Origin of the sequence: Gordonia sp. 852002-50395_SCH5434458 (genome assembly GCF_001665905.1) — a bacterium.
GTDB lineage: Bacteria > Actinomycetota > Actinomycetes > Mycobacteriales > Mycobacteriaceae > Gordonia > Gordonia jacobaea.
Window position 1 is genome coordinate 19,559 of record NZ_LZTC01000020.1, and the last position, 23,304, is coordinate 42,862.

Below are 23,304 nucleotides of genomic sequence, written 5' to 3' on the forward strand. Positions count from 1 at the left end.
CTCCAGAACTGCCGAAGCTGTCGTGACCGAAAACACTGCCACCCCGTGTGAGTGGTGCTCCTCCACCGATGACGTCGCGGACTTCCGTGACGAAGTGCGCTGCGGCAAGTGCCGCGAGCTCGAGGTGACGATCACCGAGGCGCGCAAGTTCTTGGGTTTCTACGGTCTGCGCCCGCTCGGCGGCTCCGTGGAATGCGACGACGAGGAGGAGCGCGAGCACCGTGTCGGCGCTCGCGACGCGTACACCGAGTTGAACCGGATCCGCACGAGCACCCCTGCTCCTCGACCCAAGCGATCCGCGTCGCGAACGTCTGCGGCCGCGGTGAAGTCGAGCGCTGTGAAGTCGGGCGCCGTGAAGAGCGCGGGCGACAAGGCGAGCACGGCAACCACGAGCCCGACACGACGCAACGACGTTTCGCGGCCCGACCGCGCGGAGCTTCTCAGCCGCGCCGAGGGTCTGCTGAACGAACTCACCGACATCGACGGGCGCCTGGCCGCCGCCGAGCAGGAATCGGGACTCTCCGCCAAGGCCCGCATCGCCGACCTGACCTCGCGTCGCGAATACGTACTACGCACCCTCGCCGCGCTCGAGAAGGCTCAGCGCGCCATGGCCCCGTCCTGACGACCGCCGGTACGTACACAACTCGTACCTGAGCGGACCGCCGAGGAGATTATTGTGATGGCGCCGCGCTCACGACCGAGTTGTGTAGGCGCCTCGCGCCGATCGAGCGGCCCCTCGCTGATCGAGCTCGTCGAGATCACCCCGCTGATCGAGCGCCCCTCGCTGATCGAGCGCCCTTCGCTGATCGAGCGCCCTTCGCTGAACGAGCCAAACCCGCCGATCGAGCGGCCCCTTCGCTGATCGAGCTTGTCGAGATCACCCACGGCCACAGCTACGAGGCGTGACCTCCGTTGTGCCCCGCCGGCGGGCGCACGCACTGCACCCAGTTGACCACGAGCGCGATGTGGCACAGCGCGGCCACCAACAGCCCAAGCGAAGTCTGTTGGCGCGCAGTCTGATCCGCCCAGTAGCCCAGAATCGAGATCGGCACCGCGACGGCGCTGACCGCTGCTGCGATCCAGCAGGGTGCGAAACGTCGAACAATCACCGCGACCATGGACAGCACCACGGCGGCGGCGCCGAAGATGACGGCGAGTTCCGAGAGCGGCGTCGACGTTCCGGTCAGGGCAGTCACGACGCTCATGCCCGCGAGTACCACGACGGCCACCCAGATGGCGGCGACCGCACGCCCGCGGAGCGGGACCTCTGCCATGACCCTGCGTTCGATTCCACGAAGGGAGTCCGCGAGCCGAGGGTCCAGTTCGTCGCGGTCTACACCTCTCCCGTCGTCGCGCATCCCACCAGTGTCCTCCGCTAGCGCTCGGGGCGCAGGACCCGGGGTGCGCAATACAGGCCAATTTCACGAAAGGGTAGACACGTACAACCAATCAGTTGTACGTTTGCATCGTGAGCACAACGGCAGAGGACCAGGCAGACGCACTGTTCCACGCACTTGCCGATCGAACCCGCCGCGACATCATGCGGCGCGTGCTCGCGCAGGAGCAGTCGGTGTCGACACTCGCCGCCGACTACGACATGAGCTTCGCCGCGGTACAGAAACACGTCGCCGTGCTCGAACGCTCCGGACTGCTGACAAAACGTCGCCGAGGGCGTGAACAACTTGCCTCCGGCGACGTCGAGGCCGTGCGCGCCGTGTCGGACCTACTCGACGAGCTCGAGCAGGTCTGGCGCGGCCGGATCGACCGAATCGACGCACTACTTGCTGTCGACGACACTCCGTCGACAGCTGCCGACAAAGAGGAGTAAGACAATGCCCGTCATCGACGTCACCAAGAATCTCGACGACCGATCCCTCACCATCACAGCCGAGTTCGCAGCTCCGGTTGAACGCGTCTGGCAGATCTACGCCGATCCGCGTCAGCTCGAGAAGGTCTGGGGCCCACCGGAATACCCCGCAACGTTCGTCGACCACAACCTGGCGCCGGGCGGGCGTGTCACGTACTACATGACCGGACCCGACGGCGAAAAGTACGCGGGCTACTGGCTCGTCGACTCCGTCGACAAGCCGTCGAACTTCAGCTTCCGCGACGGCTTCGCCGACGAAAACTTCACGCCGATCGATTCACTTCCGTTGTCGCACAGCACATACTCGTTCGCCGACAACGATGGCCGAACCATCGCCACCTACGTGAGTACGTACGAAACGGTTGAGGGACTGCAGAAGGTCCTCGACATGGGCATGGCCGAGGGCGCGACGCAGTCGCTCAACCAGATCGATCAGTTCCTGGCAGGTTGACCGCGCGCTCAGCGCTTGCGCGTCAGAACGAACTTGGCGATGACCTTGTTGCCCTGATACTGCGAGCCCGCATATCCGTTGCGCGTCTTGTACATCTTGAGTCCGTTGCCCTGGCCCATGTTGACGTACTCGTACTTGCCAACGGTTGTGATGGGGTAGCCACGGAAGCTTGGGGTGACCCCTAACCGGTGATTGCGAACCGTCATGTCCGAACACCACGGCACCGGAACGTGGAAACCCTGGAACTCGGTGTTGCAGTATCGATAGTTGCCAGGCGAGACGTCGGCGTGCGCCGCTCCGCCACCCACGAGAACTCCTGCGGCAGCGGCGCCGCCGATCATTACACTTGCTATCAGCTTCTTCACAGGCCGGAATTGTGCCATAAGGTCTCAGCGATTACTTGGACCCGTCGTTCGCCGAAATGAGGTTCAGTTGCGTGGGACGCAGGGGTACAAAAATGCCCCTCTGGATCCCACGCAACTCGGCCTCTTCTGCGGAAGCGGAGGGATTTGAACCCCCGGTGGTTTTACCCACGCTCGCTTTCAAGGCGAGTGCATTCGGCCGCTCTGCCACGCTTCCCTGCCGAAAAGGGTACGTGACCCGCAGCGCGAGACCACCATCAGCCCGTTCCCTCATCAACCAACGCGCAGCAGCACCTTGCCGATCGCGTCGCCGCTGTTGAGTCGCTCGTGGGCGGCCTGGGCGTCGGCGAGCTCGAAGACCGAGTCGGTCACCGGCACCACAGAGCCGGCCTCGATCAACGGCCAGGTTCGCGTGTAGGTCTTCTCGACGATCGACGCCTTGCCGTCGGCCCCGGTCACCGGCCTCGAGCGCAGCGCGGTGCCGTACACCGAGAGCCGCTTGGAAATCATTGCGCCGATGGGTAACTCACCCTTGACGCCGCCCTGCATGCCGATGATGACCAGGCGCCCTCCCGTGGCGAGAGCCTTGACGTTGCGCGGCAGATAGGCCGCGCCGATGATGTCGAGGATCACGTTGGCGCCACCGTGCCCGGAGATCACCTCGACGAAGTCCTCCGACGAGTAGTCGATGAGGATCTCGGCCCCGTACTCCGCCGAGCGCGCCAGCTTCTCCTTCGTCCGCGCCGTCACCGCGACCCTGGCTCCCAGCGCGCGACACAGCTGCGTCGCATGGGTGCCGATCCCGCTGGAGCCTCCATGAATGAGCACCAGCTCGTCAAGCTGCAGGTGCGCCGTGAGCAGCAGGTTCGAGACAACCGTGCACGCAACCTCCGGCAGTCCCGCTGCCTCGATCAGGTCCACATTCGACGGCTTCGGCAGCACCTGCACGGCCGGAACCACCACCAGCTCGGCGTACCCGCCGCCCGCGAGCAGGGCACACACCTCGTCGCCGACGGACCACTCCGTCACCTCTGGACCAAGTTCGACGATCCGGCCCGACACCTCGAGACCGAGAATCTCCGACGCCCCAGGCGGCGGTGGATACAGGCCCTGTTTCTGGAGTAGGTCGGCACGGTTCACGCCGGCTGCCGCGACCTCGATGAGCACCTCGCCGGGTCCCGGCGTCGGATCGGGTACTTCGGCGACAGACAATGTGGCGGTATCGGACTCGACGGTGATTGCACGCATGCCATCGATGCTGCCCGAAAGTGGCGTCGAACGGGCGTAACCGTCAGGACCAGGAGCCCCGGACCTTCCGCATGGCGAGGCAGATGGTGGTGAAGCCTTCCTCGCCCAGGACGTCGAAGACGTACTCGCGGATCACGCCGTTGCGCACCCGCGAGATCCGGGCCAACGTGCTGCGGCCGGTGTCGGTGATGCGGACGAGTCGGTGTCTGCCGTCGAGGTCCGAACGTACGCGGACGACGTCGCCGGTGTCGATCAGTCTGCCGATCTGACGGGACATGGTGCTGACGCCCATGTGCACGGTCGCCGCGAGTTCACTGATGCCGAACTGCTCACGCGTCGCGAGAACTTCGAGGATGCGCAGGTCGGTTGTAGTCCAGCCGTTTGCGCCGAACGTGCTGTTGACCTGAGCCATCAGCGCCCATCCGCCATCCACGAACGAGTTCCAGAGCGCGACCTGATCGGCGGTCAGCTCCGGTGTATCAGGCGCGGGAGGGCGGGGTTCGGGGTCGTTCACATTGGTCAACTTAGTATGCGTTGTAGCTAAATGCGAAACCGTGTGGATCGGTCGACCCACACGCAATACGCTGCGACGTTGCCTAACCGAGCGACCCGAGAGTTCTGACCAGATGGTCAACTTCGTACGGCGTCGAATAGGGTCCGAGACCGACGGTCACCGCGCCGCCGAAGTCGCTTGCACCCATGCGTGTCAGCGCTCGGCACGGGAGGTCGGCGAGCGCACAGATCCCGTTGTCGGAGAGGCGTCGAACCACCTTGTCCGCCGAGACCTGATCGAAGGTGAAGCTGAGCGTCGGGACGCGGTTACCAGGCGTCCCGACCACCGAGACCTGACTGAGCTGCTCCAGAGTCGTCGTGAGGTAGACCATCAGCCGGTCGAGATACTCGTTGACCGCGTCGAGGGAGGCGACAAGTCGTCGGCGCCGCTTGCCGATCGCGTCGGCGTCGAGCGAGGCGAGATGTTCGATCGACGCGACCAGCCCGGTCAGCAGTCCGCCCTGTAGCGGTTCGAGTTCGAGACGTGCGGGGCCGACCGCACGCGGGTCGACCGACATCGGGACGAGCCGATCGATGACCTTCGGATCCCGGAACACCATTGCCGCGACCCGCGGACCGCCCCACCGCTCGGCGGACACCACGAGCACATCCGCACCGAGTTCGGCGATGTCGAGCGGCATGTAGGGAGCAGCATTCGTCGCGTCGACGACGAGCATCGCACCACGTGCGTGTGCGAAGCGGGCGATCGCGGGGATATCGGTGATGGCACCGAGAGTCGACGACGCCAAGGTGACGGCGACGACTGCCGTTCGCGCACCGACGAGATTCTTGTACTGCCACGCGGGCAGCTCACCCGTCTCGATGTCGAGTTCGGCCCACCGCACAGAACCGCCATAGCGTCCGACGACCCGCAGCCACGGCACGATGTTCGGCTCGTCGTCGGCATGACTCACGACGACGTCGCCGCCGAGCCAGGTGTTGGGGGCGATCGACTCCGCCAGGGTCCACACGAGCGCCGATCGGGAGGGTCCCAGGACCACTCCCGCGGCCTGCGCGCCGACGAGATCGGCGACCGCTCGACGTGCGCCGTCGATGGCTTCGGTGGTGCGGACCGCACCCGGATAGACCCCGCCCGGCGCCGCGCCGAGCTGGCGGAATCCCGACGAGACCGCGCTGGCAACAGAGTCGGGGATGAGCATCCCGGCCTGCGCGTCGAAATGAATCCAGCCGTCGCCGAGCGAGGGGAACAGTCCTCGCACGGCGGCGACGTCGAGACTCATGCCAGCCACGATAGACGGCCCGCCCTCGACGAACGGACGGGTTGTCGCCGAACGCCGCGCGGCGACGGCGTCCCCTGGCGTCGGGAGCAATACCGACTACTGCTGACGGGTGTCGGCGGCTTTCGGCACAATGGGGACATGGCTAGCGAAGGCACATCGTCCGGAGCGTTTGATCCCCGCGGTTTCGGTTCTCCGGCAACCGCCGACGAGAACATCGTGGTTGTCGGGCCCGACGACCACGAGACCGGGAAAGACGCCGAATCCAAAGACAGTGTGGCCGACATGGTCGAGCAACCCGCCAAGGTCATGCGGATCGGCACGATGATCAAGCAGTTGCTCGAGGAAGTGCGGGCAGCTCCGCTCGACGAGGCGTCGCGCAACCGGCTCCGCGAGATCCACCAGACGTCGATCAGCGAACTGGAAGACGGCCTCGCCCCCGAGCTGCGTGAAGAGCTCGAACGCCTCGCACTCCCCTTCTCCGACGACTCGACGCCTTCCGATGCCGAACTGCGTATCGCGCAGGCACAGCTCGTCGGGTGGCTCGAAGGACTCTTCCACGGGATCCAGACAGCGCTGTTCGCCCAGCAGATGGCAGCGCGTGCGCAGCTCGAGCAGATGCGACAGGGCGCTCTGCCTCCCGGAATCGTGGGTCCAGGTGGTCCCGGCGGCGGACCGAGCACCGGTCAGTACCTCTGAGTATCGGGCCGCGGACTCCTCGCTCGACACCGCCCGTTCCGGATCGTCGAACTGCTCGCTTGTATGCTGAATCCCCGTGTCAGCGGTAGTCAACGAGCGGGAAGTTCCGCCACCACCCACGACGTCGGATTCGAGGTCGTTTCGGCGGGCGTTCAAGGACCTCTCGGACGGACTCCGCGCGAGGGAGCTCTGGGCGCTTCTCGGATGGCAGGACATCAAACAGCGGTATCGGCGTTCGGTGCTCGGACCGTTGTGGATCACGATCGCGACCGGCATCACGGCCGTGGCGATGGGTCTGCTGTATTCGCAGCTGTTCGACGAGGACATCACAACGTTCCTGCCGTACGTGACGCTCGGCTTCATCTTCTGGGGCTTCATCGAGGGATCGATTCTCGACGGCTCGGAGGTGTTCGCCAAGAACGAGGGGTTGATCAAGCAGATCCCGTCACCGCTGTCGGTGCATGTCTACCGACTCGCGTGGCGGCAGCTCATCATCTTCGCGCACAACATCGTCATCTACCTGGTGCTGCTGGCGATCTTCTGGAAGCACATCCACCTGAGCTGGACCGTCGTGCTGATCATCCCGGCGATGATCCTGTTCGTCATCAACAGCGTGTGGGTCGCGATGGTCTTCGGCATCCTGACCACCCGATTCCGCGACATCGGACAGCTACTCAGCACCGCCGTGCGCCTGGTGTTCTTCATGACGCCGATCATCTGGAGCGCGTCGTCGCTGCACAAGGTCACCGGAGAGGGCTCGTCGCGGGCACGGATCTTCGAGATCAACCCGATGTTCCACTATCTCGAGATCACGCGCGGTCCGCTGCTCGGCGAATCGGTCGCCTTCTATCACTGGGCGATCGTCATCGGCTGCACCGTCGCGGGATGCCTTCTCGCCCTGTTCATCATGCGCAATTACCGCGCCCGAGTTCCGTATTGGGTGTGAGTCGTGACCAGCTCCAGAGAACCTGAGATCAAGAACGACGCCGTCCGCGTCGACACCTGGGACGCCTGCGTCGACTTCCCCATCTTCGACGCCAAGACGCGGTCGCTGAAAAAGTCGGTGCTCGGTGCCGCGGGCGGCGTGATCGGCGCCAATGCGTCGAACGTGGTGGTTGTCGAAGCACTCAAGAACATCAACCTGCACCTCGAACACGGCGATCGCGTGGGGCTCGTCGGTCACAACGGTGCCGGTAAGTCGACGCTGCTGCGCTTGCTGTCGGGCATCTACGAACCGACGCGCGGCTCATGTCGGGTGAAGGGTCGCGTGGCCCCGGTCTTCGACCTCGGCGTCGGCATGGACCCGGAGATCTCCGGCTACGAGAACATCCTCATCCGCGGCATGTTCCTGGGCGTGAGCCGTAAGGAGATGCTGCGCAAGACCGACGAGATCGCGGAGTTCTCCGAGCTCGGCGACTACCTCAACATGCCGCTGCGCACCTACTCGACCGGTATGCGCGTGCGCCTCGCCCTGGGTGTGGTGACCAGCATCGATCCCGAGATCCTGATCCTCGACGAGGGCATCGGAGCCGTCGACGCGGAGTTCATGAAGAAGGCGCGTACGCGGCTGCAGTCGCTGGTCGAGCGCTCGGGAATCCTGGTTTTCGCCAGTCACTCCAACGAGTTCTTGGCCCAACTGTGCGACCGCGCGCTCTGGATCGACCACGGCGAGATCCGGATGGACGGCGGGATCGAGGAGGTGGTCGGCGCCTACGAGGGTCCGACCGCCGCAGCGCACGTGCGCGAAGTGCTCGACGAGATGCATCGGACCGACGGCAAGCCCGCATGAGCGACTCCACGGGCTCGACCTCGCGCGTCATTGCCTCGCGTGTCATTGCCGTTGTGGTGACCCATCGTCGAGCGGAGTTGCTCGCCGAGTCGCTTGCCGTGGTCTCCGCACAGTCCCGACCTGTCGACCACCTCGTCGTCGTCGACAACGGCAACGAACAACAGGTCGCCGACCTCGTTGCCGCACAACCCATTCCGACGACCTACGTGGGTTCGCAGCGCAACCTCGGGGGCGCGGGCGGGTTTGCGCTCGGCATGTTGACCGCGCTGTCACTCGGCGCCGACTGGGTGTGGTGCGCCGACGATGACGGACGCCCTGAGGACAGCGAAGTTTTGTCGACGCTGCTCGAGTGCGCCGCACGTCATCGGCTCGACGAGGTCTCACCCGTCGTCGTCAACATCGACGACCCCGACACCCTCGCCTTCCCGTTGCGCCGCGGCGTGGCGTGGCGGCGCAAGCGGTCGGAGTTGTTCGAGGGCGACGGCGAGCCCGACGGCGACGACGACCTGCTGCCGGGCATCGCGTCGCTGTTCAACGGCGCACTGTTCTCTGCGCACGCGCTCGACGTCGTCGGCGTCCCCGACCTCCGGCTGTTCTTCCGCGGCGACGAGGTCGAGGTGCACCGCCGCCTCGTGCGCTCCGGTTTACGTTTCGGCACGTGCCTGACCACGGCATATCTACACCCGTACGGCTCCGACGAGTTCCGCCCGATCCTCGGCGGCCGCATGCACACGCAGTATCCCGACAACTCGGTGAAGCGCTTCTTCACCTACCGCAACCGCGGCTTCCTCATGAACCAGCCCGGCATGCGCAAATTGCTCCCACAGGAGTACGCACGATTCGGCTGGTACTTCCTGGTGCAGCAGCGCGACGTCGCGGGCTTCCGCGAGTGGTTCCGGCTGCAGCAACTCGGCCGCCGCGAACGGTTCGTGCGGCCCGACTGACGTCGATTGGGCGCTTCGTCGCGTCGAGTGGGCGCTTCGTCGTGCCGAGTGGGCGCTCTAGCCTGCCGACAGTGCGCTTCGTCTCATCGACTGGGCGCTTCGTCGTGCCGAATGGGCGCAATTCGCCGACCACCCTCGCCGAAACTAGAACGTGTTCTACTCTGTGATCAGACACCGATCCACAGGGGAGACACATGCGGTTCACCTTCGCCGAGGCGATGACAGATCCCAGCTTCTACGCACCACTCGCCCAGGCGGCCGAGGAGGCCGGGTACGCGGGGTTCACGATTCCCGACTCGCTCGCGTACCCAGAGGAGTCCGACGCCACCTATCCGTACACGCCGGACGGCAATCGTGAGTTCCTCGACGGCAAGGCGTTCATCGAGACGTTCATCGAGGCCGCGGCGCTCGGTGCCGTCACGTCGACGATCCGCTTCACGCCGTTCGTTCTCAAACTCCCCGTGCGACCGCCGGCGCTGGTGGCCAAGCAGGCGAGTTCTGTTGCGTACCTGACAAACAACCGACTCGCACTAGGCGTCGGCACCAGCCCGTGGCCGGAGGACTATGAGTTCATGGGCGTCGACTTCGCGCGACGTGGCAAGCGCATGGACGAATGCATGGACATCTTCCGTGGCCTGACGTCGGGTGAATACTTCGAATTCCACGGCGAGTTCTACGACATTCCACGCATCAAGATGACCCCCGCACCCACAGAGCCGATCCCACTCCTCGTCGGAGGGCACGCCGACGCCGCGCTGCGTCGAGCCGTGATCCGAGGCGACGGATGGATGCACGGAGGCGGCCCCGCGGAGGAACTCGACGCCCTGCTCGACAAGATCACCGACATCCGCAAAGCGGAGGGAAAACTCAACGACCCCTTCGAGATCCACGTCATCTCACTCGACGCCTATACGGTCGACGGATGTAAGAGGTTGGAGGACAAGGGAATCACCGATGTGATCGTCGGCTTCCGCCTTCCGTACGTGATGGGCGACGACACCGAGCCGCTCGCGACCAAGATCGACCATCTGAACGCCTACGCCGAGAACGTGATCGCGAAGGTGAACGGCTGACGCACAGTCGGCACGCTGGAGCGCCCAGTCGGCACGACGTGACGCACGGTCGACGCGCTGGAGCGCCCACTCGACGGGATGAGGCGCCCAGTCGACGCGCTCAAGCGCCCAGTCGACACGCTCGACGTCAGCGGCGCATCTCGACGACCTGCGTGTTGTTGAAGGGAACCTGGCGCACGACGTGCAGTCCGGCGGCCGAAAGTTGTTGGTAGAGCGGCGTCGAGGTGAAGTGGCTGGGTGAGAACACCCAGTAGCCGATGGCGCCGGGGTAGGCGACGTAGCCGTGGTCGCGGTCCTTGTCGGTGATCACCCACATCACCTGGCACTGCTCGGCGAACCGTCGATAGACGGCGACGGGTTTGTCGCCGTCCCAGAGCACGTCCCCGTGGATCGCGTCGACCGAGGGGCCGACGTCGCGCAGTCCCACGAAGTCGTCGGGCTTGGCGCGCAGGACGACTCGCTGCGAGACCGGGCTCCACGTCGGCGCGGTGGAGAACGCGACGCAGTCGCCGGAATGTGCGTTCGAGCCGATGAAGTCGGCGGCCTCGGAGAAGTCGGTGCCGCCGAGTCGGCCGTACGCGCTGCGGTCGGCGAGGTACGTCGGCGTTGCGGCCGCGGCCAGAACCACGACGAGAAGCGCTGCCACCCACACACGGTCGCGAGCGATCTGACACACCGCCCACGCCAGGATCAGCGCCAGCCCACCGGCTGTGAAGATCAGGTAGCGGGGTGTGTAGACGGCGTCGACCAACCACGAGAACACGAACACCAGTGCCGCGGGCACGAAGACCCACAGCAGTCCGATGACCAGGGTCGACCATCGCCCGCGGGCACCGAGGACAGCAGCGGCGGCGAGTCCTGCCACCACGACGACAGCGCCGACGATGAGGAAAATGGTTGCGCCGTCGAAGAACTCGAATCGTGCATAGTTGCCGAGCGTCCGTGGCGACATCTGCTCGACCCACGAGATCTGCGCCCGTTGCGAGACGAAGACGCGCGCGAATGGCGCGACAAGTGCGCACACGATAATCGCGGAGATGACGAAAGCGCCTACCGTCCAGCGTAATCGCGACCTATCTCGCCCCCGACCCTTCATCAGCACGATCAGCAGGTGCACGGAGAGCAGCATGATGGTGAAGAAGAACCACACCACACCGACGACAGAGACCGCGACGTATGCCGCCCACCACCCCCAGCGTCGTCGCCGAGAGGCACCGTCGTCGACGTCGAGCGCGATAAGCAGGACCAGCGTCATGGCGATCCCGAAAGCGATTGTGCCGGCATAGGATCGGGCCTCAGAGCCCGCCCAGGTCGTGCGCGGCAGACACAGGAGCACCAGGCCGGCGATCACGCCAAAACGTGTGTCCCACAGTCGGGTACCGAGAACGACGAGCAGGCCTGCTGCGACACCGACCGCCAATGCGGACGGGAACCTCAGCGAGAACTCCGACAGCCCGAACACCTTGGTCCACACATGCATGCACAGGTAGTAGAGCGCGTGCACGGCATCGATCTGAGCGAGCAGATCCCACATCGCCGACAGTGGACGGTGCACCGCAGACACCGTCGCGGCCTCGTCGTACCAGAGCGACGGACGCCAGGAACCGTACGCGCACAACACCACTCCAAAGATCCCGACCACCAGTGCGGGTCGGGCGGAGCGGAGTCGTTCAGTCGCCGTCAAACAATCTCGTCCAGTTCTCGCGACTCGTCAGTTCGGGCATTGCCTGTCGCCACCCGTCGGCGACGTCGAGTCCGTCACGACGCAGTTCGAGGCACAACTGTGCGAGTTCTCGTCCGAGCCGGACCGCGATCTGCTTGTCGCGCCGCCTGACTCGTACACCCGTCTGCGACGAATCGGTGACGATGGCCGACGAGAAGAGCCCTACGTGCCACCACCGTCCGTCGTCGGCAGAAATGGAGACGGGTGCTGGCGATACCCGGCCGAGCCATTGCTGCACAGCACGTTTGACCAGCACGCGAGTCTCTTTGTCTTCGTCCGGCAGCGGTCCGCGGCGTGAGATCCTCGTGTTGGGATCGGCGTCGACGAACACGTCGGCGCTGTCGCGGATGACCGTGTCCGGATACTGCGCACGCAGTTCCTTCAACTCGGACAGCTTCGACATTCCGCCGTCGTCGAGGATCGACGGTCCGCGCAGGAAATCACGAACGGCCAGAAGGAAAGTCGCGGCGAGGCCGTAGCGCATGGAGACGATGTGCGCGCCGACCTCCTTGGCGATGACGGTCGCGAGGTGCTTCGGGTCGTACGGCCCGTGGATCGCCGCGACGATGAGCGCGTTACGCCAACTGAAGTAGCGCGACCAGTCGTCGTAGTCCTTGAGGTGGAAGTCGGCGTGCCAGACGCCCGCGTTGGGCAGCGTGACCGTCGGAAAACCGTTGCGGCGCGCGCGAATACCGAACTCGATGTCGTCCCACTGGAAGAACAGCGGCAGCGAGAGTCCAGCCGCATAGACAGCCTCGACCGGGAGCAGGCACGACCACCAACCGTTCCATCCGGCGTCGGTGCGCGCGTCCTGTTGCTTCTCGAGCGCGTTCAGTCCCTGCTTGCCGTACGCACCGGGACGTCCGGCCTTGAGCTCGTCGAGCGCTTCCCACTCGCCGGTCATGTGCACCCGGTAGGTCTCCGACGCCAGCAACATCTGCGAACCGACGAGCATCGGTCGCGCCGTGCTGTTGGCAAAGGAGGTCAGCCGGAGGATGGACTCGGGTTCGCACGTGATGTCGTCGTCCATCACGACGATGTCGGTGTCGTGGCTGCCGCCCTTGGTGACCTCGTGGATACCGCGGTTGAATCCTCCCGCGCCGCCGAGGTTGGGCTGAGTGATGTAGTGCAGACGGTCGCCGAGTACCGCGGTGACCTCGCTGAACCGCGCCTGGTCGGCGACACGGTCGGTGCCCTGGTCGACGACGTACACGGCGGCGACCCTCTCGAGCACGACGGGATCGGATGCGAGCGCCAACACTGTCGCCACCGCGTCGGCCGGACGGTTGTGCGTGCACATGACGACAGACACGGGCCGGTCACGGACCCGAGAGTCCACGCTCCACTCGACACCGGAGATGCTTGCCGGCCCGTCGATGGCGGTCAACTCGAACCAGAGGGCTCCACCGTCGATGAATCGCTTGACGTCGAGGTCGAAGCTCACATGGCCCTGTCCGGAGACCTCCGCGGTCTGCACCGGACGTTCGCGACCGCTGATGTCGGAGGCACGGATGTCGATCCGCAGCGTCGTGCCGGGTGCGCAGTCGTGGTCGAACTCGAGGCGGACGGACCGCACGCGGGTGTAGCTCTGCCAGAAGGCTGCGGGAAAACGTCCGAAGTAGGTGTTCGCCGACAGTCGCGCCCCGGGTCCGAGATGAGCTCTGCGGCGATCGAGTCGCACCCTGGAGAGGTCGGTGTCGGCGTACATCCCCGGCTCGATCCGGGTATCCGGACCGGTGAACAGCGTGCGCTGGACGAGCAGGCGGCCCGAAGGAGAATTGGTCATCTCGCGCAAATCAGACGGGTCCGTGTGCGGGGTATCGGTCGTGGTCGGCTGTGCTGCTGTCGACATTGCATCCCATTCATCTCTTCGGGGGCTCTCGCGCCACACGTGTCGGCCCCGACGGCCACAGTAACCCAAGGCCTGTGAACACCCTGTCACTGACACCTGAACACCACTGCTGCACAAGTCGGCGCCGTCGCAACGCATTCGGTCGAATCGGGCTGACCATCGCGACCGAACTCGCGTATCAGTTCTGTCGGGCCCTCGGACACACGCGTTACATGTCGTTCGTGCGACCGACAGCTACCGTCACGTCCTCAGCGGAGCCCGGCCAGCGCGGCCTGGGCGGCACCGAAGCCGCACATTCCATGCGCTCCACCACCGGGTGGCGTCGCGGCCGAGCACAGGTACACGCCGTCGGCTCCCGTCGAGTACGGCGACGGCGTGAGGCGTGGTCGGGCGACGAGGTGCACGAGGTCGTTGCGTCCGCCGCCGATGTCGCCGCCGGGATAGTTCGGATTCGACCGTTCCAGTTCGGCAGGCGTCGTCGCACGGACCGCGACGATCCTGTTGCGGAAGCCCGGAGCGAAGCGCTCGATCTGTGAGGTCACATACTCGGTCGCGTCGCCCGAATATCCCTGCGGCACATGGGCATAGGCCCACAGCGGCTTGAGACTCCCCGACGCTCGACTCTCGTCGGCGACCCACTGCTGCCCGACGAGGGTGAACGGACGACGAGGCATCCGTCCCGCGACGACGTCGACTTCGGCCTTCGCGATGTCCGACGCCTCGCCGCCGAGGTGCACGGTGCCCGCGCGAGCGCAGTCACGCGCCGTCCAGCCGACCTCGTCGTCGATCACGTAGTCGACCTTGAACGCCGCCGGGCCGCGCCGCCATCGCCGATACGACCGAGCGACGCGTGCGGGCTGGCGCGCACCGAGGATGTCGGCGGCTGAGCCCGGCATGACGTCGAGGATCACGATGTCGGCGGGGATCTGCGCAACGTCGGAGACGGTGTGTCCGGTCTCAATAGTGCCGCCGAGCGAGCGCAGCAGTCCGGCGAGCGCGGTCGTGATCGCCGACGACCCGCCGACCGCGACCGGCCAGCCACCGTGGTGGCCCGCTGCGGTCAGCATAAGTCCGGCAGCAGAGCTTCCCGGAAGGTCGAGGCGGGTGAAACCGTGCGCGGCCATGCCGGTGAACAGAGCGCCCGCATGCGGACCGAGGAAGCGGGCAAGGGCCGTCGCAGGCATCAGCGCGGGCAACCCGAAACGCGCCAGCAGCAGCGGGTGCTGCGGCAGCGCCAGCATCGGCGATAGCACGTCGTCGGCGACCTCGGGGAAGTGCGTCGAGACCTTGCCGAGCAGCCCGATCCATCGGTCGCCCGCCCCGGGGAATCCCGCGGCGGCGAAACCGGCGGCGGTGCGCTCGATGTCGCGGAACAGAAGTGCAGCGCTGCCGTCGTCGCGCGGGTGCGCACAGTCGATGTCGGGCCAGGACCAGCGCAGTCCGTGCTCGGCGAGGGGCAGGGTGCGCAGATAGGGCGACGACGTCCCCAGCGGATGGAACGCAGAGCAATGGTCGACGATGACCTCGGGAAACTCGTCGTCGAACGGACCCGACCGCGTGCCGCCGCCTATCGTGTCTGCACCCTCGAGGACCGTGACGTCGAGCCCCGCCTGCGCGAGTCGGACCGCTGCCGACAACCCGTTCGGGCCTGCGCCGACGACAACCGCGGTCGGCATGACTATGTGACTCGGAAGATGACGGTGCGCTGCACCACGAAGTTGATGACCGTCGCCGTGCCCTGCGCGATCACATAGGCAATGAGGCTGTTGAGGAACGTGTGCTCCCAGACGTGCGCCAGCCAGGTGTAGATGCCGACGTTGACGAAGAACGTGCAGCAGTAGAGCAGTGCGACCGCGATGAACCGAGCCGCACTCGGCGATGCGCGGAATGTCCAGCGACGGTTGATGATGTACGCACAGGTGGTGCCGCAGATGAAGCCGACGGCCTTCGACACCACGGGCGGCAACCCGAAACCGAACTGCAGGATCGTGGTCAGCCCGAAGTCGAGGATGCCGGAGATCACGCCGCTGATGACGAACCGAAGTATCTGGGTCTTCAGCGAAACGTCGGTCGAGGCCTCCGCATCGTCGACGGGTAGTTCGATCGGCGTCGGCGCGTGGCGCGTCTTGAAGTCTTCGTGCCGCGACTTGTGGTCGTGCCCGTCGTCGGAGGTTGCGTCTTGCACCCTGCCACCCTAGACGGTGCCCGGCAGGCTCTGTTTCAGAACTCCTCTTCGACGTCTGAGTCGCGGGCCGCCTTCTCGCCACGGTCGAGCGTTGCCAGTTCTGCCAGGTCGGCGGCGTCGAAGGAGAAGTCGAAGAGGTCGGCGTTCTCGAGTTGCCGACCGCGATGCGACGACTTGGGTACCACCGAGATGCCCTGCTGCACCGACCAGCGCAGCGCGATCTGCGTCGGCGACTTGCCGTACTTGCGTGCGAGTCTGATGATCACGGCGTCGCCGAGCATGCCTTCCTTGCGGCCCGTCGGGTGCCACGCCTGCGCGACGATTCCACGCTCGGACATGAACTCGCGCAACTCATCTCGTGCGAGTGCAGGTGAGCACTGGATCTGGTTGACCTGCGGCCAGACGCCCGTTTCGTCGTAGAGCATCTGCAGTTGATGCGCCTTGAAGTTCGACACACCTGGCACGGTGATGAACCCCTCGTCCGCGAGGGTCAGCAGCGCCTTCCAGGAGTCGACGGTTCGACCGAGGCTCGGGCAAGGCCAATGAATCAGGTAGATGTCGATGTGCGCGACACCGAGCCGTCGAGCGCTCTCCTTGGCCGCGTTGATCGCCTCGTCGAATCCCTGGTCGCCACCGCCGAGTTTGGTCTGCACGGCGACCTCGTCGCGCGCGACGCCCGATTCACGCAACCCCATCCCGACGCTGAGTTCGTTGGAGTACCTCGACGCGGTGTCGAGCAGGCGATATCCGGACCGGAGTGCGTCGGACACGGCATCGACGCAGGGCATGCCGAGCATGTCGTAGGTTCCGAGGCCGACGAGAGGTAACCGGAATCCAGACGAGAGTTCGACCGAGGGGATGTCCACGTCCACAAGGATATGGTCGCGACGACCGATCGTGCCCGGTGAACAACCCCCGTCGTTGACGCATCGTGACCATGACGTATCCGAAGTGCCCGACCCGACACCGCGTAGCGACCGGTCGGGTACCTCGACCCTCGACAACACGTCACGACGGTGGTCATGCTCGATGCATGGAACGCTTCGACGACATCATCATCGGCGCGGGTCACAACGGACTGACGGCTGCCGCGTACCTCGCGCGTGCGGGACGTCGAGTGCTGGTGCTCGAGCGTGCAGACCACGTCGGCGGTGCCACCGTCTCCGCGACGCCGTTTCCCGGTGTGCCCGCACATCTTTCGCGTTACTCGTATCTGGTGTCGTTGCTGCCGCGCGAGATCATCACCGACCTGGACCTGGACATTTCGCTGATTCGACGCCGCTACTCGTCGTACACGCCCATGCCCACCGACCCCACTCGTGGCCTGCTCGTCGACAACGCAGACGAGTCTGCGACCGCCGAATCGTTTCGACGCATCACCGGCGACGACACGGAGTTCGCGTCGTGGCAATGGTTTTACGGCCGGATGGGTGAAATCGCACGTCGCGTCTTCCCGACGCTGATCGAACCGCTGCGCAGCCGCGAGGAACTGCGAGACCTGGTAGCAGGCGCGACGCGTCCTGCCGGCCTCGACACCTCACTCGCCGAACTCTGGGAGATGCTCACCGAACGTCCACTCGGCGAACTCATCGAGCGCTACTTTGCCGACGACGTGGTGCGCGGTGTCGTCGCCACCGACGCGCTGATCGGCACCTTTGCCGACCTCCACGACGCCCGACTGCGCCAGAACATCTGCTTCCTCTACCACCTGATCGGTGGCGGCACCGGCGACTGGGACGTCCCGGTCGGCGGGATGGGCGCCGTGTCGGGCGCACTCTACGAGGCCGCCGTCGCCGCGGGCGCACGCATCGTGACCGGCGCGCGGATCACGGGCATCGACCCGGCCGATGGCACTGTCGAGTACGCGCGCTCCGCGCAGGCCGCGAGCAGCCCGTCCCCGCTGGTCGAGCCGGCCGATCCGGCCGCGAGCCGCTCCTCCCCGCTGGTCGAGCCGGCCGCGAGCGCAGCGAGCAGCCGAGTCGAGACCACCCTCCGCGCCTCGATGCTCTACGTCGCGTGTGCGCCGCAGTCGATCAACGACTGCCTCGATGTTCCGCTCGACGTCGAATCCGACACCGCCGGAGCACAATTGAAGATCAACATGCTGCTCAATCGGTTGCCGGCGCTACGTGATGGATCAGTGCTCCCCGACGCGGCGTTCTCCGGGACGTTCCACATCAACGAGTCATACGGCCAACTGCATGCGGCGTGGCAGCAGGCGAGCATCGACAAGGTCCCGAGCGTCCCGCCGTGTGAAATCTACTGTCACACACTGTCCGACAGGTCAATTCTCGGACCAGAGCTCGCCGGATGCCACACGCTGACGCTCTTCGGACTCCAGATGCCTCCGGCGGTTTTCGACGCGCCGTCGGCAACCAGCAGGGCCGTCGAAGCCACTCTGGACTCGTTGAATTCTGTTCTTGCAGAACCCATTCAGTCTGTGATCTGCACCGACGCCCACGGCAATCCATGTCTCGAGGCCAAGACGCCGCAGGATCTCGAGGCCGCACTCGGGCTGCCCGGCGGCAACATCTTCCATCGGAGCCTGCAGTGGCCGTGGGCGCCAGACCGGGACGCCGTCGGGCAATGGGGTGTCGAGACGCGGCACCCCCGCATGTTGCTTGCTGGTGCGGCGGCGCGTCGTGGCGGTGGTGTCAGTGGCATACCCGGACACAACGCGGCGGCGTTGGTGCTCGAAGGCTGACAAGCTGCGTCGGGCGTATCTGCCGTCGCGGTAAGATCCCTAACGATGTCTACTGAAGAGCTCCTGCCGATCACCACGCGCACGCTGGCCGGATGGTCACGTACCACCCCGATCACCGGGCATGTCCTGTCGACGCCATACCCCGAGGTCATCGCCGATGCGGTGGCTCGGGTCGCCGACGACAACGCGGACAAACCGGACTACCTCAAGCGTGGGGTCATCGCCCGTGGACTTGGCCGCTCGTACAACGAGTCGGCGCAGAATTCCGGTGGCCTGACCGTCGACATGACGCCGCTGACCAGGATCTATTCGCTCGACGAAGAGACCGGCATCGTCGACGTCGACGCAGGCCTCTCGATCGACCACCTGATGAAGGTCGTCGTGCCCCGCGGCTTCTGGGTGCCGGTGATGCCCGGTACGCGACAGGTCACGATCGGTGGCGCAATCGCGCACGACATCCACGGCAAGAACCACCACGCGACCGGCGCGTTCGGCGATCACGTCACCGAGATGCAACTGCTTGTTGCAGACGGTCGGATTCTCACCCTGACTCCCGACGGCTCGCCCGACGACCCCGACGGCTCGCTGTTCTGGTGCACGGTGGCGGGTATCGGCCTCACGGGCATCGTGCTGCGGGTGAAGATCAAGCTCAAGCGCACCGAGACGGCCTACTTCAAGGCAGACACCTTCACCACCAACAACCTCGACGAGACCATCGCGCTGCACCTCGAGGACAACTACGAGGACGGCTACGAGTACGCGTCCGGCTGGTTCGACACGATGAGCGCCGCCCCGAAGCTCGGTCGCGGTTCGTTCAGCCGCGGCAACCTGGCAACGTTTGACGAACTGCCGGACAAGCTCAAGAAGGATCCGCTCAAGTTCAACCCGAAGCCGCTGATCACGCTGCCGAACATCTTCCCGCGTGGACTCGACAACAAATTCGACTTCGGACTCATCGGCGAGCTCTACTACCGGGCCGGATCGAACAAGCGCGACGTCATCGAGAGTCTGCCGCAGTTCTATCACCCGCTCGATCTGATCGGGAACTGGAACAACGCCTACGGGCGCCCCGTCGCGTACGGCAAGGGCGGCGGATTCACGCAGTACCAGTTCATCGTTCCCAAGGGCAACGAGGACGAGTTCAAGAAGATCATCACCGACATCCAGGCGTCGGGTCACATCAGCTTCCTCAACGTGATCAAGCTGTTCGGCAAGGGCAATCCCAAAGCGCCGCTGTCGTTCCCGTTCGAGGGGTGGAACGTCTGCCTCGACTTCCCGCTGCGCGCAGGGCTCGCAGAGTTTCTAAACGACATGGACCGTCGGGTCATGGAGATCGGCGGAAGGCTGTACACCGCAAAGGATTCGCGCACGTCTGCCGAGCACTTCCACAAGATGTACCCGGAGATCGACAAGTGGATCGCCAAGCGTCGCGAGATCGATCCGACCGGCGTGTTCCTGTCCGACATGGGCCGACGACTTGAGCTCAACTGACGTGAACTCGGCTCGCCTGTACTGAATTGCGTTGCGGCCGAATTCGGTTGCCCGTTCAGACCACCATCTACTTCCCAACACCCGAGGAGACACCAACCAATGTTCAACGCCGTCGATTCGCCGCAGTCGATCCTGATCCTCGGTGGCAGTTCCGAGATCGGACTCGCCATTGCCAGCGAGTTCCTCGTTCGTGGACCCGCCCGCGTCATTCTCGCCGTCGTGCCCGGTGATCCGACGGCCGACGCCGCGGCCGACACCATGCGCAAGGCGGGTGCGACGTCGGTCGAGCTCATCGACTACGACGCGACGAAGCCCGAGACGCACCCCGAGACCATCGAGAAGGCTTTTGCCGGAGGCGATGTCGACCTCGCGATCGTCGCGGCCGGTGTGCAGTTCGACGACGAAGAGGTCTGGCAGGACCAGCGCAAGGCCGTCACCGAGGTGACCATCAACTACACCGCCGCGGTCAGCGTTGGCGTGCTGCTCGGCGACAAGATGAAGCATCAGGGTCGTGCGCAGATCGTCGCGATGAGTTCGGTTGCGGGCGAGCGTGTTCGACGCAGCAACTTTGTGTACGGGTCGTCGAAGGCAGGTCTCGACGGCTTCTACCTCGGCCTCGGCGAGGCGCTGGCCGACGACGGCGTGCACGTTCTCGTCGTGCGTCCCGGCCAGGTGCGGACCCGACTGTCGGCAAACGTCAAGGAAGCGCCGCTCACCGTCAACAAGGACGTCGTCGCCAAGGCCGTCATCAAGGCCGTCGACGACAACAAGGAAATCGTCTGGGTGCCTGGCACTTTCCGGTTCATCATGACCGTGCTGCGCCACATCCCGCGCAAGGTCTTCCGCAAGCTGCCGGTCTAGACGCACCCGAAGTCACGCTCGCGACACTCAGGGGCGAGACTTCATCTGTCCGATGCGGATTCGGTTGCCGAACGGATCGCGGATACCGAAATCGATGCCGTAGTCACGATCGGTCGGTTCATCGGTGAAGTCGACACCCTTGGCCAGAAGTGCGTCTGCGGTCGCATAGGCATCATCGGTTGACATCGAAAACCAGCCACCGCCAGCACCTTTCGTCAATAGGTCGCGGACCTGGGCTGCGGTCTCCGGGCTCAAAGACGGCGGCCCGGGGATCTCCAACATGAGTTGGCGGTCGGGGTCGGACGGCAGATTGATGGTGAGCCATCGCATGAAACCCATGTCGACATCGGAGTGCACCTCGAAGCCGAGGTTGCCGACGTAGAAGTCGAGGGCTTCATCGTGGTCGAGTACGTAGATCTGGGACAGGATGATCGTGTTGGGCATGGCGGGAACGCTACCGACGCTGCCCCGGTCTCACTTGTCCAAAACTGCTCTGTTCGTGACAGATGCTCACGCCGGCCGACGTAGCGCCTTGACCGCGCAGATCGGCGCACCGTGGTCCCCGGCGTGACGGCGATGCGCGGTGGGTGTCTCGCCCATGATCTGCCCGAAGGTCCTGGTGAAGGTCGCGAAACTGCTGAACCCGACTGCGGTGCTGATGTCGCTGATCGACAGCTGCGTCTCGCGCAGCATTGACGACGCTCGCTCAATCCGTCGTCGTTGGAGGTAGCGGTGCGGCGTTTCGCCGAAGGTCGCCTTGAACACGCGGCTGAAGTGCGACTCCGACACGTGCGCAATCGCCGCCAGCGCAGCAAGGTCCAGGGGTTCAGCGAACCGGCAATCCATCGCATCACGCGCGCGCAGCATTCGCCGATTCGTGTCCTCGGTGTGGTTCGTCCGCGCGCGTGCCTGCCGCGCATCACCAGTCATGATCTGTCCGGATAGCTTCCGTCGCCCAGATCGGGATCGGGCAGAGTGTCGTCGGGATCAATCAATACGACGCGGCGCCCGTCCTCGCGGACACGACGCATGCCCTCCAAGATCATCCGACGCCCGACGTCGGCGAAGTGGCTGACCTGACTGACGTCGAAAACCACAGTCGGGGTGCCTGTTTCGTCGGCAGCCAGATTGTCGAGGACGTACTCCGCGCCGCTGAACTGGATGACTCCCTGTAGTTCGAAGGTCGTCGAATCGTCGGAGGTTCGGACGTCGCGCAGCACGGTGGTTCCGTAGGGCTCGGCGTCGACCATGTGCATGTTCATGTCGGTCGACAGCCGGCGGAACGTCAACACGCCGCGCGTGCTGTTGCCGTGTTCGTCAAGCCGCGGCGAGAAGACCGCGATGCCGCATTGGCCGGGCAGCGTTCCCAGAAGTCCGCCCGCCACACCGCTTTTCGCCGGAATACCGACGGTGGTCAACCACTCGCCCGCGCCGTCGTACATGCCGCAGCCTGCCATCACCGACATCACCTGACGCGCGATCCGTCGACTCATCACCCGCTCGCCGGTGACGGGGTGCACGCCGCCGTTGGCAAAGCACGCTCCGATCACAGCAAGATCCTTGGCGGTCACCATGATTGAGCATTGTTGGATGTATCCGTCGACGATGTCGTGCGGCGCGTCGTCGACGATTCCGTAGTTGCGCAGCATGTGCGCGATCGCAAGATTGCGGTCGGCCGAGTCCATCTCGGACTTGTGTAGCGCTTGATCGACGGTCAGTTCGCGTCCGGCCAGCGTGGAGAAGAAGCTGCGCGCCCGCTCGACGCGCGACTCGACGTCGGCATCGTCGTCGACGAGCAGCCCGTGGGTGGTGATCGCGCCGGCGTTGATCATCGGGTTGCGCGGCCGGCAGGTACCGCTCTCGAGTGAGAGCTCGTTGAACGCCTCGCCCGACGGTTCGACGCCCACCTTCTCCAGCACAGTGTCGAATCCGCGGTCGGCCAGAGCTGCCGCGTAGGCGAGCGGCTTGGAGATCGACTGGATGGAGAACTCGACCTCGTCGTCGCCGACGCAGTACGTTCGGCCGTCGACGGTGGTGACTGCGATCGCGAACAGATCGGGGTTGGCCTCGGCCAGGTCCGGGATGTAGTCGGCGACGGCTCCGCCGCGCTCGGCATCGAGCGAATCGAGGACCTCGGTCAGATAATCGCGGACGGGTGACTGCATACAGGTAGACGCCTCCTTGCGCTTTGCTGTCCACGGTACCGACGACCGCGCCGCGGCTGATCCGTATGACAGTCGGCCCCGATTTTGGGGGTAAACGTCA

The 23,304-nt window shown here is 65.2% G+C and carries 25 protein-coding genes and 1 tRNA gene; 11 read left to right on the forward strand and 15 right to left on the reverse strand.

The genetic code is table 11. The features are described from left to right. The first annotated feature begins 22 nt into the window (after positions 1–22). Positions 23–622 carry a hypothetical protein gene (locus A5785_RS04135; RefSeq protein WP_049700162.1) on the forward strand — a complete coding sequence of 200 codons (600 nt, stop codon included), beginning with the start codon at positions 23–25 and terminating at the stop codon, positions 620–622. On the opposite strand, the gene A5785_RS04140 is transcribed toward A5785_RS04135, so the two are convergent. Further along, complete coding sequence (locus A5785_RS04140) at positions 598–885, reverse strand: hypothetical protein (RefSeq protein ID WP_156525437.1); 288 nt, start codon at positions 883–885, stop codon at positions 598–600. The two genes, A5785_RS04135 and A5785_RS04140, sit on opposite strands and share 25 nt — an antisense overlap. Before the next feature lie 8 nt (positions 886–893). After that, positions 894–1,358: an Rv2732c family membrane protein gene (locus A5785_RS04145; RefSeq protein WP_049700163.1), complete on the reverse strand. Its 465-nt coding sequence runs from the start codon at positions 1,356–1,358 to the stop codon at positions 894–896. A 110-nt stretch (positions 1,359–1,468) separates the two neighbouring features. On the opposite strand from A5785_RS04145, the gene A5785_RS04150 reads away from it, so the two are divergent. Further along, positions 1,469–1,828, forward strand: coding sequence for an ArsR/SmtB family transcription factor (locus A5785_RS04150; RefSeq protein WP_197494539.1), 360 nt, complete (start codon positions 1,469–1,471; stop codon positions 1,826–1,828). A 4-nt stretch (positions 1,829–1,832) separates the two neighbouring features. Then, a complete protein-coding gene (locus A5785_RS04155; protein WP_049700164.1) occupies positions 1,833–2,318 on the forward strand; it encodes an SRPBCC family protein in 486 nt (161 codons plus the stop codon). Between the two features lie 8 nt (positions 2,319–2,326). Here the strand turns inward: A5785_RS04155 and A5785_RS04160 are convergent, their stop codons facing one another. The 5 genes from A5785_RS04160 to A5785_RS04180 form a co-directional block, all read right to left on the reverse strand. Then, on the reverse strand, positions 2,327–2,683 hold the full coding sequence (locus A5785_RS04160) for a hypothetical protein (protein ID WP_231895423.1): 357 nt from the start codon (positions 2,681–2,683) through the stop codon (positions 2,327–2,329). A 129-nt stretch (positions 2,684–2,812) separates the two neighbouring features. Further along, positions 2,813–2,897 (reverse strand) — tRNA-Ser (locus A5785_RS04165). A gap of 56 nt (positions 2,898–2,953) precedes the next feature. Continuing rightward, positions 2,954–3,928, reverse strand: a complete 975-nt coding sequence (locus tag A5785_RS04170) for an NAD(P)H-quinone oxidoreductase (protein WP_049700165.1) — start codon at positions 3,926–3,928, stop codon at positions 2,954–2,956. A 43-nt stretch (positions 3,929–3,971) separates the two neighbouring features. Beyond that, complete coding sequence (locus tag A5785_RS04175; RefSeq protein ID WP_049700166.1) at positions 3,972–4,442, reverse strand: MarR family winged helix-turn-helix transcriptional regulator; 471 nt, start codon at positions 4,440–4,442, stop codon at positions 3,972–3,974. An 82-nt stretch (positions 4,443–4,524) separates the two neighbouring features. After that, positions 4,525–5,721, reverse strand: coding sequence for a cysteine desulfurase-like protein (locus A5785_RS04180; RefSeq protein WP_049700167.1), 1,197 nt, complete (start codon positions 5,719–5,721; stop codon positions 4,525–4,527). A 138-nt stretch (positions 5,722–5,859) separates the two neighbouring features. Here A5785_RS04180 and A5785_RS04185 point away from each other — a divergent pair, with 138 nt between their 5' ends. The 5 genes from A5785_RS04185 (at position 5,860) to A5785_RS04205 (ending at position 10,223) form a co-directional block, all read left to right on the forward strand. Then, entirely contained in the window at positions 5,860–6,417 is a 558-nt protein-coding gene (locus A5785_RS04185; protein WP_049700168.1) for a bacterial proteasome activator family protein, read from the forward strand. A gap of 76 nt (positions 6,418–6,493) precedes the next feature. Continuing rightward, entirely contained in the window at positions 6,494–7,363 is an 870-nt protein-coding gene (gene wzm, locus A5785_RS04190; protein WP_049700169.1) for a galactan export ABC transporter permease subunit Wzm/RfbD, read from the forward strand. A gap of 3 nt (positions 7,364–7,366) precedes the next feature. After that, positions 7,367–8,206 (forward strand): galactan export ABC transporter ATP-binding subunit Wzt/RfbE, encoded by an 840-nt coding sequence (gene wzt / locus A5785_RS04195; RefSeq protein WP_049700170.1) that lies wholly within the window; start codon positions 7,367–7,369, stop codon positions 8,204–8,206. After that, the gene (glfT1, locus tag A5785_RS04200) at positions 8,203–9,150 is read left to right on the forward strand and encodes a galactofuranosyltransferase GlfT1 (RefSeq protein ID WP_049700171.1); all 948 of its coding nucleotides are present in this window, start codon (positions 8,203–8,205) and stop codon (positions 9,148–9,150) included. Before wzt ends, glfT1 begins: the two co-directional genes overlap by 4 nt. A 194-nt stretch (positions 9,151–9,344) precedes the next feature. Then, a complete protein-coding gene (locus A5785_RS04205; RefSeq protein ID WP_049700172.1) occupies positions 9,345–10,223 on the forward strand; it encodes a TIGR03619 family F420-dependent LLM class oxidoreductase in 879 nt (292 codons plus the stop codon). 127 nt (positions 10,224–10,350) lie between these two features. Here A5785_RS04205 and A5785_RS04210 read toward each other — a convergent pair whose 3' ends face one another. The 5 genes from A5785_RS04210 to A5785_RS04230 form a co-directional block, all read right to left on the reverse strand. Further along, the gene (locus A5785_RS04210) at positions 10,351–11,907 is read right to left on the reverse strand and encodes a glycosyltransferase family 39 protein (RefSeq protein WP_082938008.1); all 1,557 of its coding nucleotides are present in this window, start codon (positions 11,905–11,907) and stop codon (positions 10,351–10,353) included. Then, a complete protein-coding gene (locus A5785_RS04215; RefSeq protein ID WP_049700173.1) occupies positions 11,894–13,798 on the reverse strand; it encodes a glycosyltransferase in 1,905 nt (634 codons plus the stop codon). Before A5785_RS04215 ends, A5785_RS04210 begins: the two co-directional genes overlap by 14 nt. Positions 13,799–14,046: 248 nt before the next feature. Further along, complete coding sequence (locus A5785_RS04220; protein ID WP_049700174.1) at positions 14,047–15,474, reverse strand: phytoene desaturase family protein; 1,428 nt, start codon at positions 15,472–15,474, stop codon at positions 14,047–14,049. A 2-nt stretch (positions 15,475–15,476) separates the two neighbouring features. Next, positions 15,477–15,983 (reverse strand): GtrA family protein, encoded by a 507-nt coding sequence (locus A5785_RS04225; protein ID WP_082938009.1) that lies wholly within the window; start codon positions 15,981–15,983, stop codon positions 15,477–15,479. A 35-nt stretch (positions 15,984–16,018) separates the two neighbouring features. Next, positions 16,019–16,849, reverse strand: coding sequence for an aldo/keto reductase (locus A5785_RS04230; protein ID WP_049700298.1), 831 nt, complete (start codon positions 16,847–16,849; stop codon positions 16,019–16,021). A 167-nt stretch (positions 16,850–17,016) separates the two neighbouring features. Here A5785_RS04230 and A5785_RS04235 point away from each other — a divergent pair, with 167 nt between their 5' ends. The 3 genes from A5785_RS04235 to A5785_RS04245 all read left to right on the forward strand — a co-directional run bounded on the left by A5785_RS04235 (position 17,017) and on the right by A5785_RS04245 (position 21,039). Continuing rightward, positions 17,017–18,687: a phytoene desaturase family protein gene (locus A5785_RS04235; protein WP_049700175.1), complete on the forward strand. Its 1,671-nt coding sequence runs from the start codon at positions 17,017–17,019 to the stop codon at positions 18,685–18,687. Between the two features lie 45 nt (positions 18,688–18,732). Continuing rightward, positions 18,733–20,178, forward strand: a complete 1,446-nt coding sequence (locus tag A5785_RS04240) for an FAD-binding oxidoreductase (protein ID WP_049700176.1) — start codon at positions 18,733–18,735, stop codon at positions 20,176–20,178. A gap of 99 nt (positions 20,179–20,277) precedes the next feature. Next, positions 20,278–21,039: a decaprenylphospho-beta-D-erythro-pentofuranosid-2-ulose 2-reductase gene (locus tag A5785_RS04245; protein WP_005208185.1), complete on the forward strand. Its 762-nt coding sequence runs from the start codon at positions 20,278–20,280 to the stop codon at positions 21,037–21,039. Between the two features lie 27 nt (positions 21,040–21,066). Here A5785_RS04245 and A5785_RS04250 read toward each other — a convergent pair whose 3' ends face one another. The 3 genes from A5785_RS04250 to A5785_RS04260 form a co-directional block, all read right to left on the reverse strand. Then, positions 21,067–21,483 carry a VOC family protein gene (locus A5785_RS04250; protein WP_049700177.1) on the reverse strand — a complete coding sequence of 139 codons (417 nt, stop codon included), beginning with the start codon at positions 21,481–21,483 and terminating at the stop codon, positions 21,067–21,069. Positions 21,484–21,549: 66 nt separating this feature from the next. Continuing rightward, a complete protein-coding gene (locus A5785_RS04255; protein ID WP_053117514.1) occupies positions 21,550–21,906 on the reverse strand; it encodes a helix-turn-helix transcriptional regulator in 357 nt (118 codons plus the stop codon). 59 nt (positions 21,907–21,965) lie between these two features. Then, complete coding sequence (locus tag A5785_RS04260) at positions 21,966–23,204, reverse strand: glutaminase (protein ID WP_049700179.1); 1,239 nt, start codon at positions 23,202–23,204, stop codon at positions 21,966–21,968. Positions 23,205–23,304: the final 100 nt, after the last annotated feature.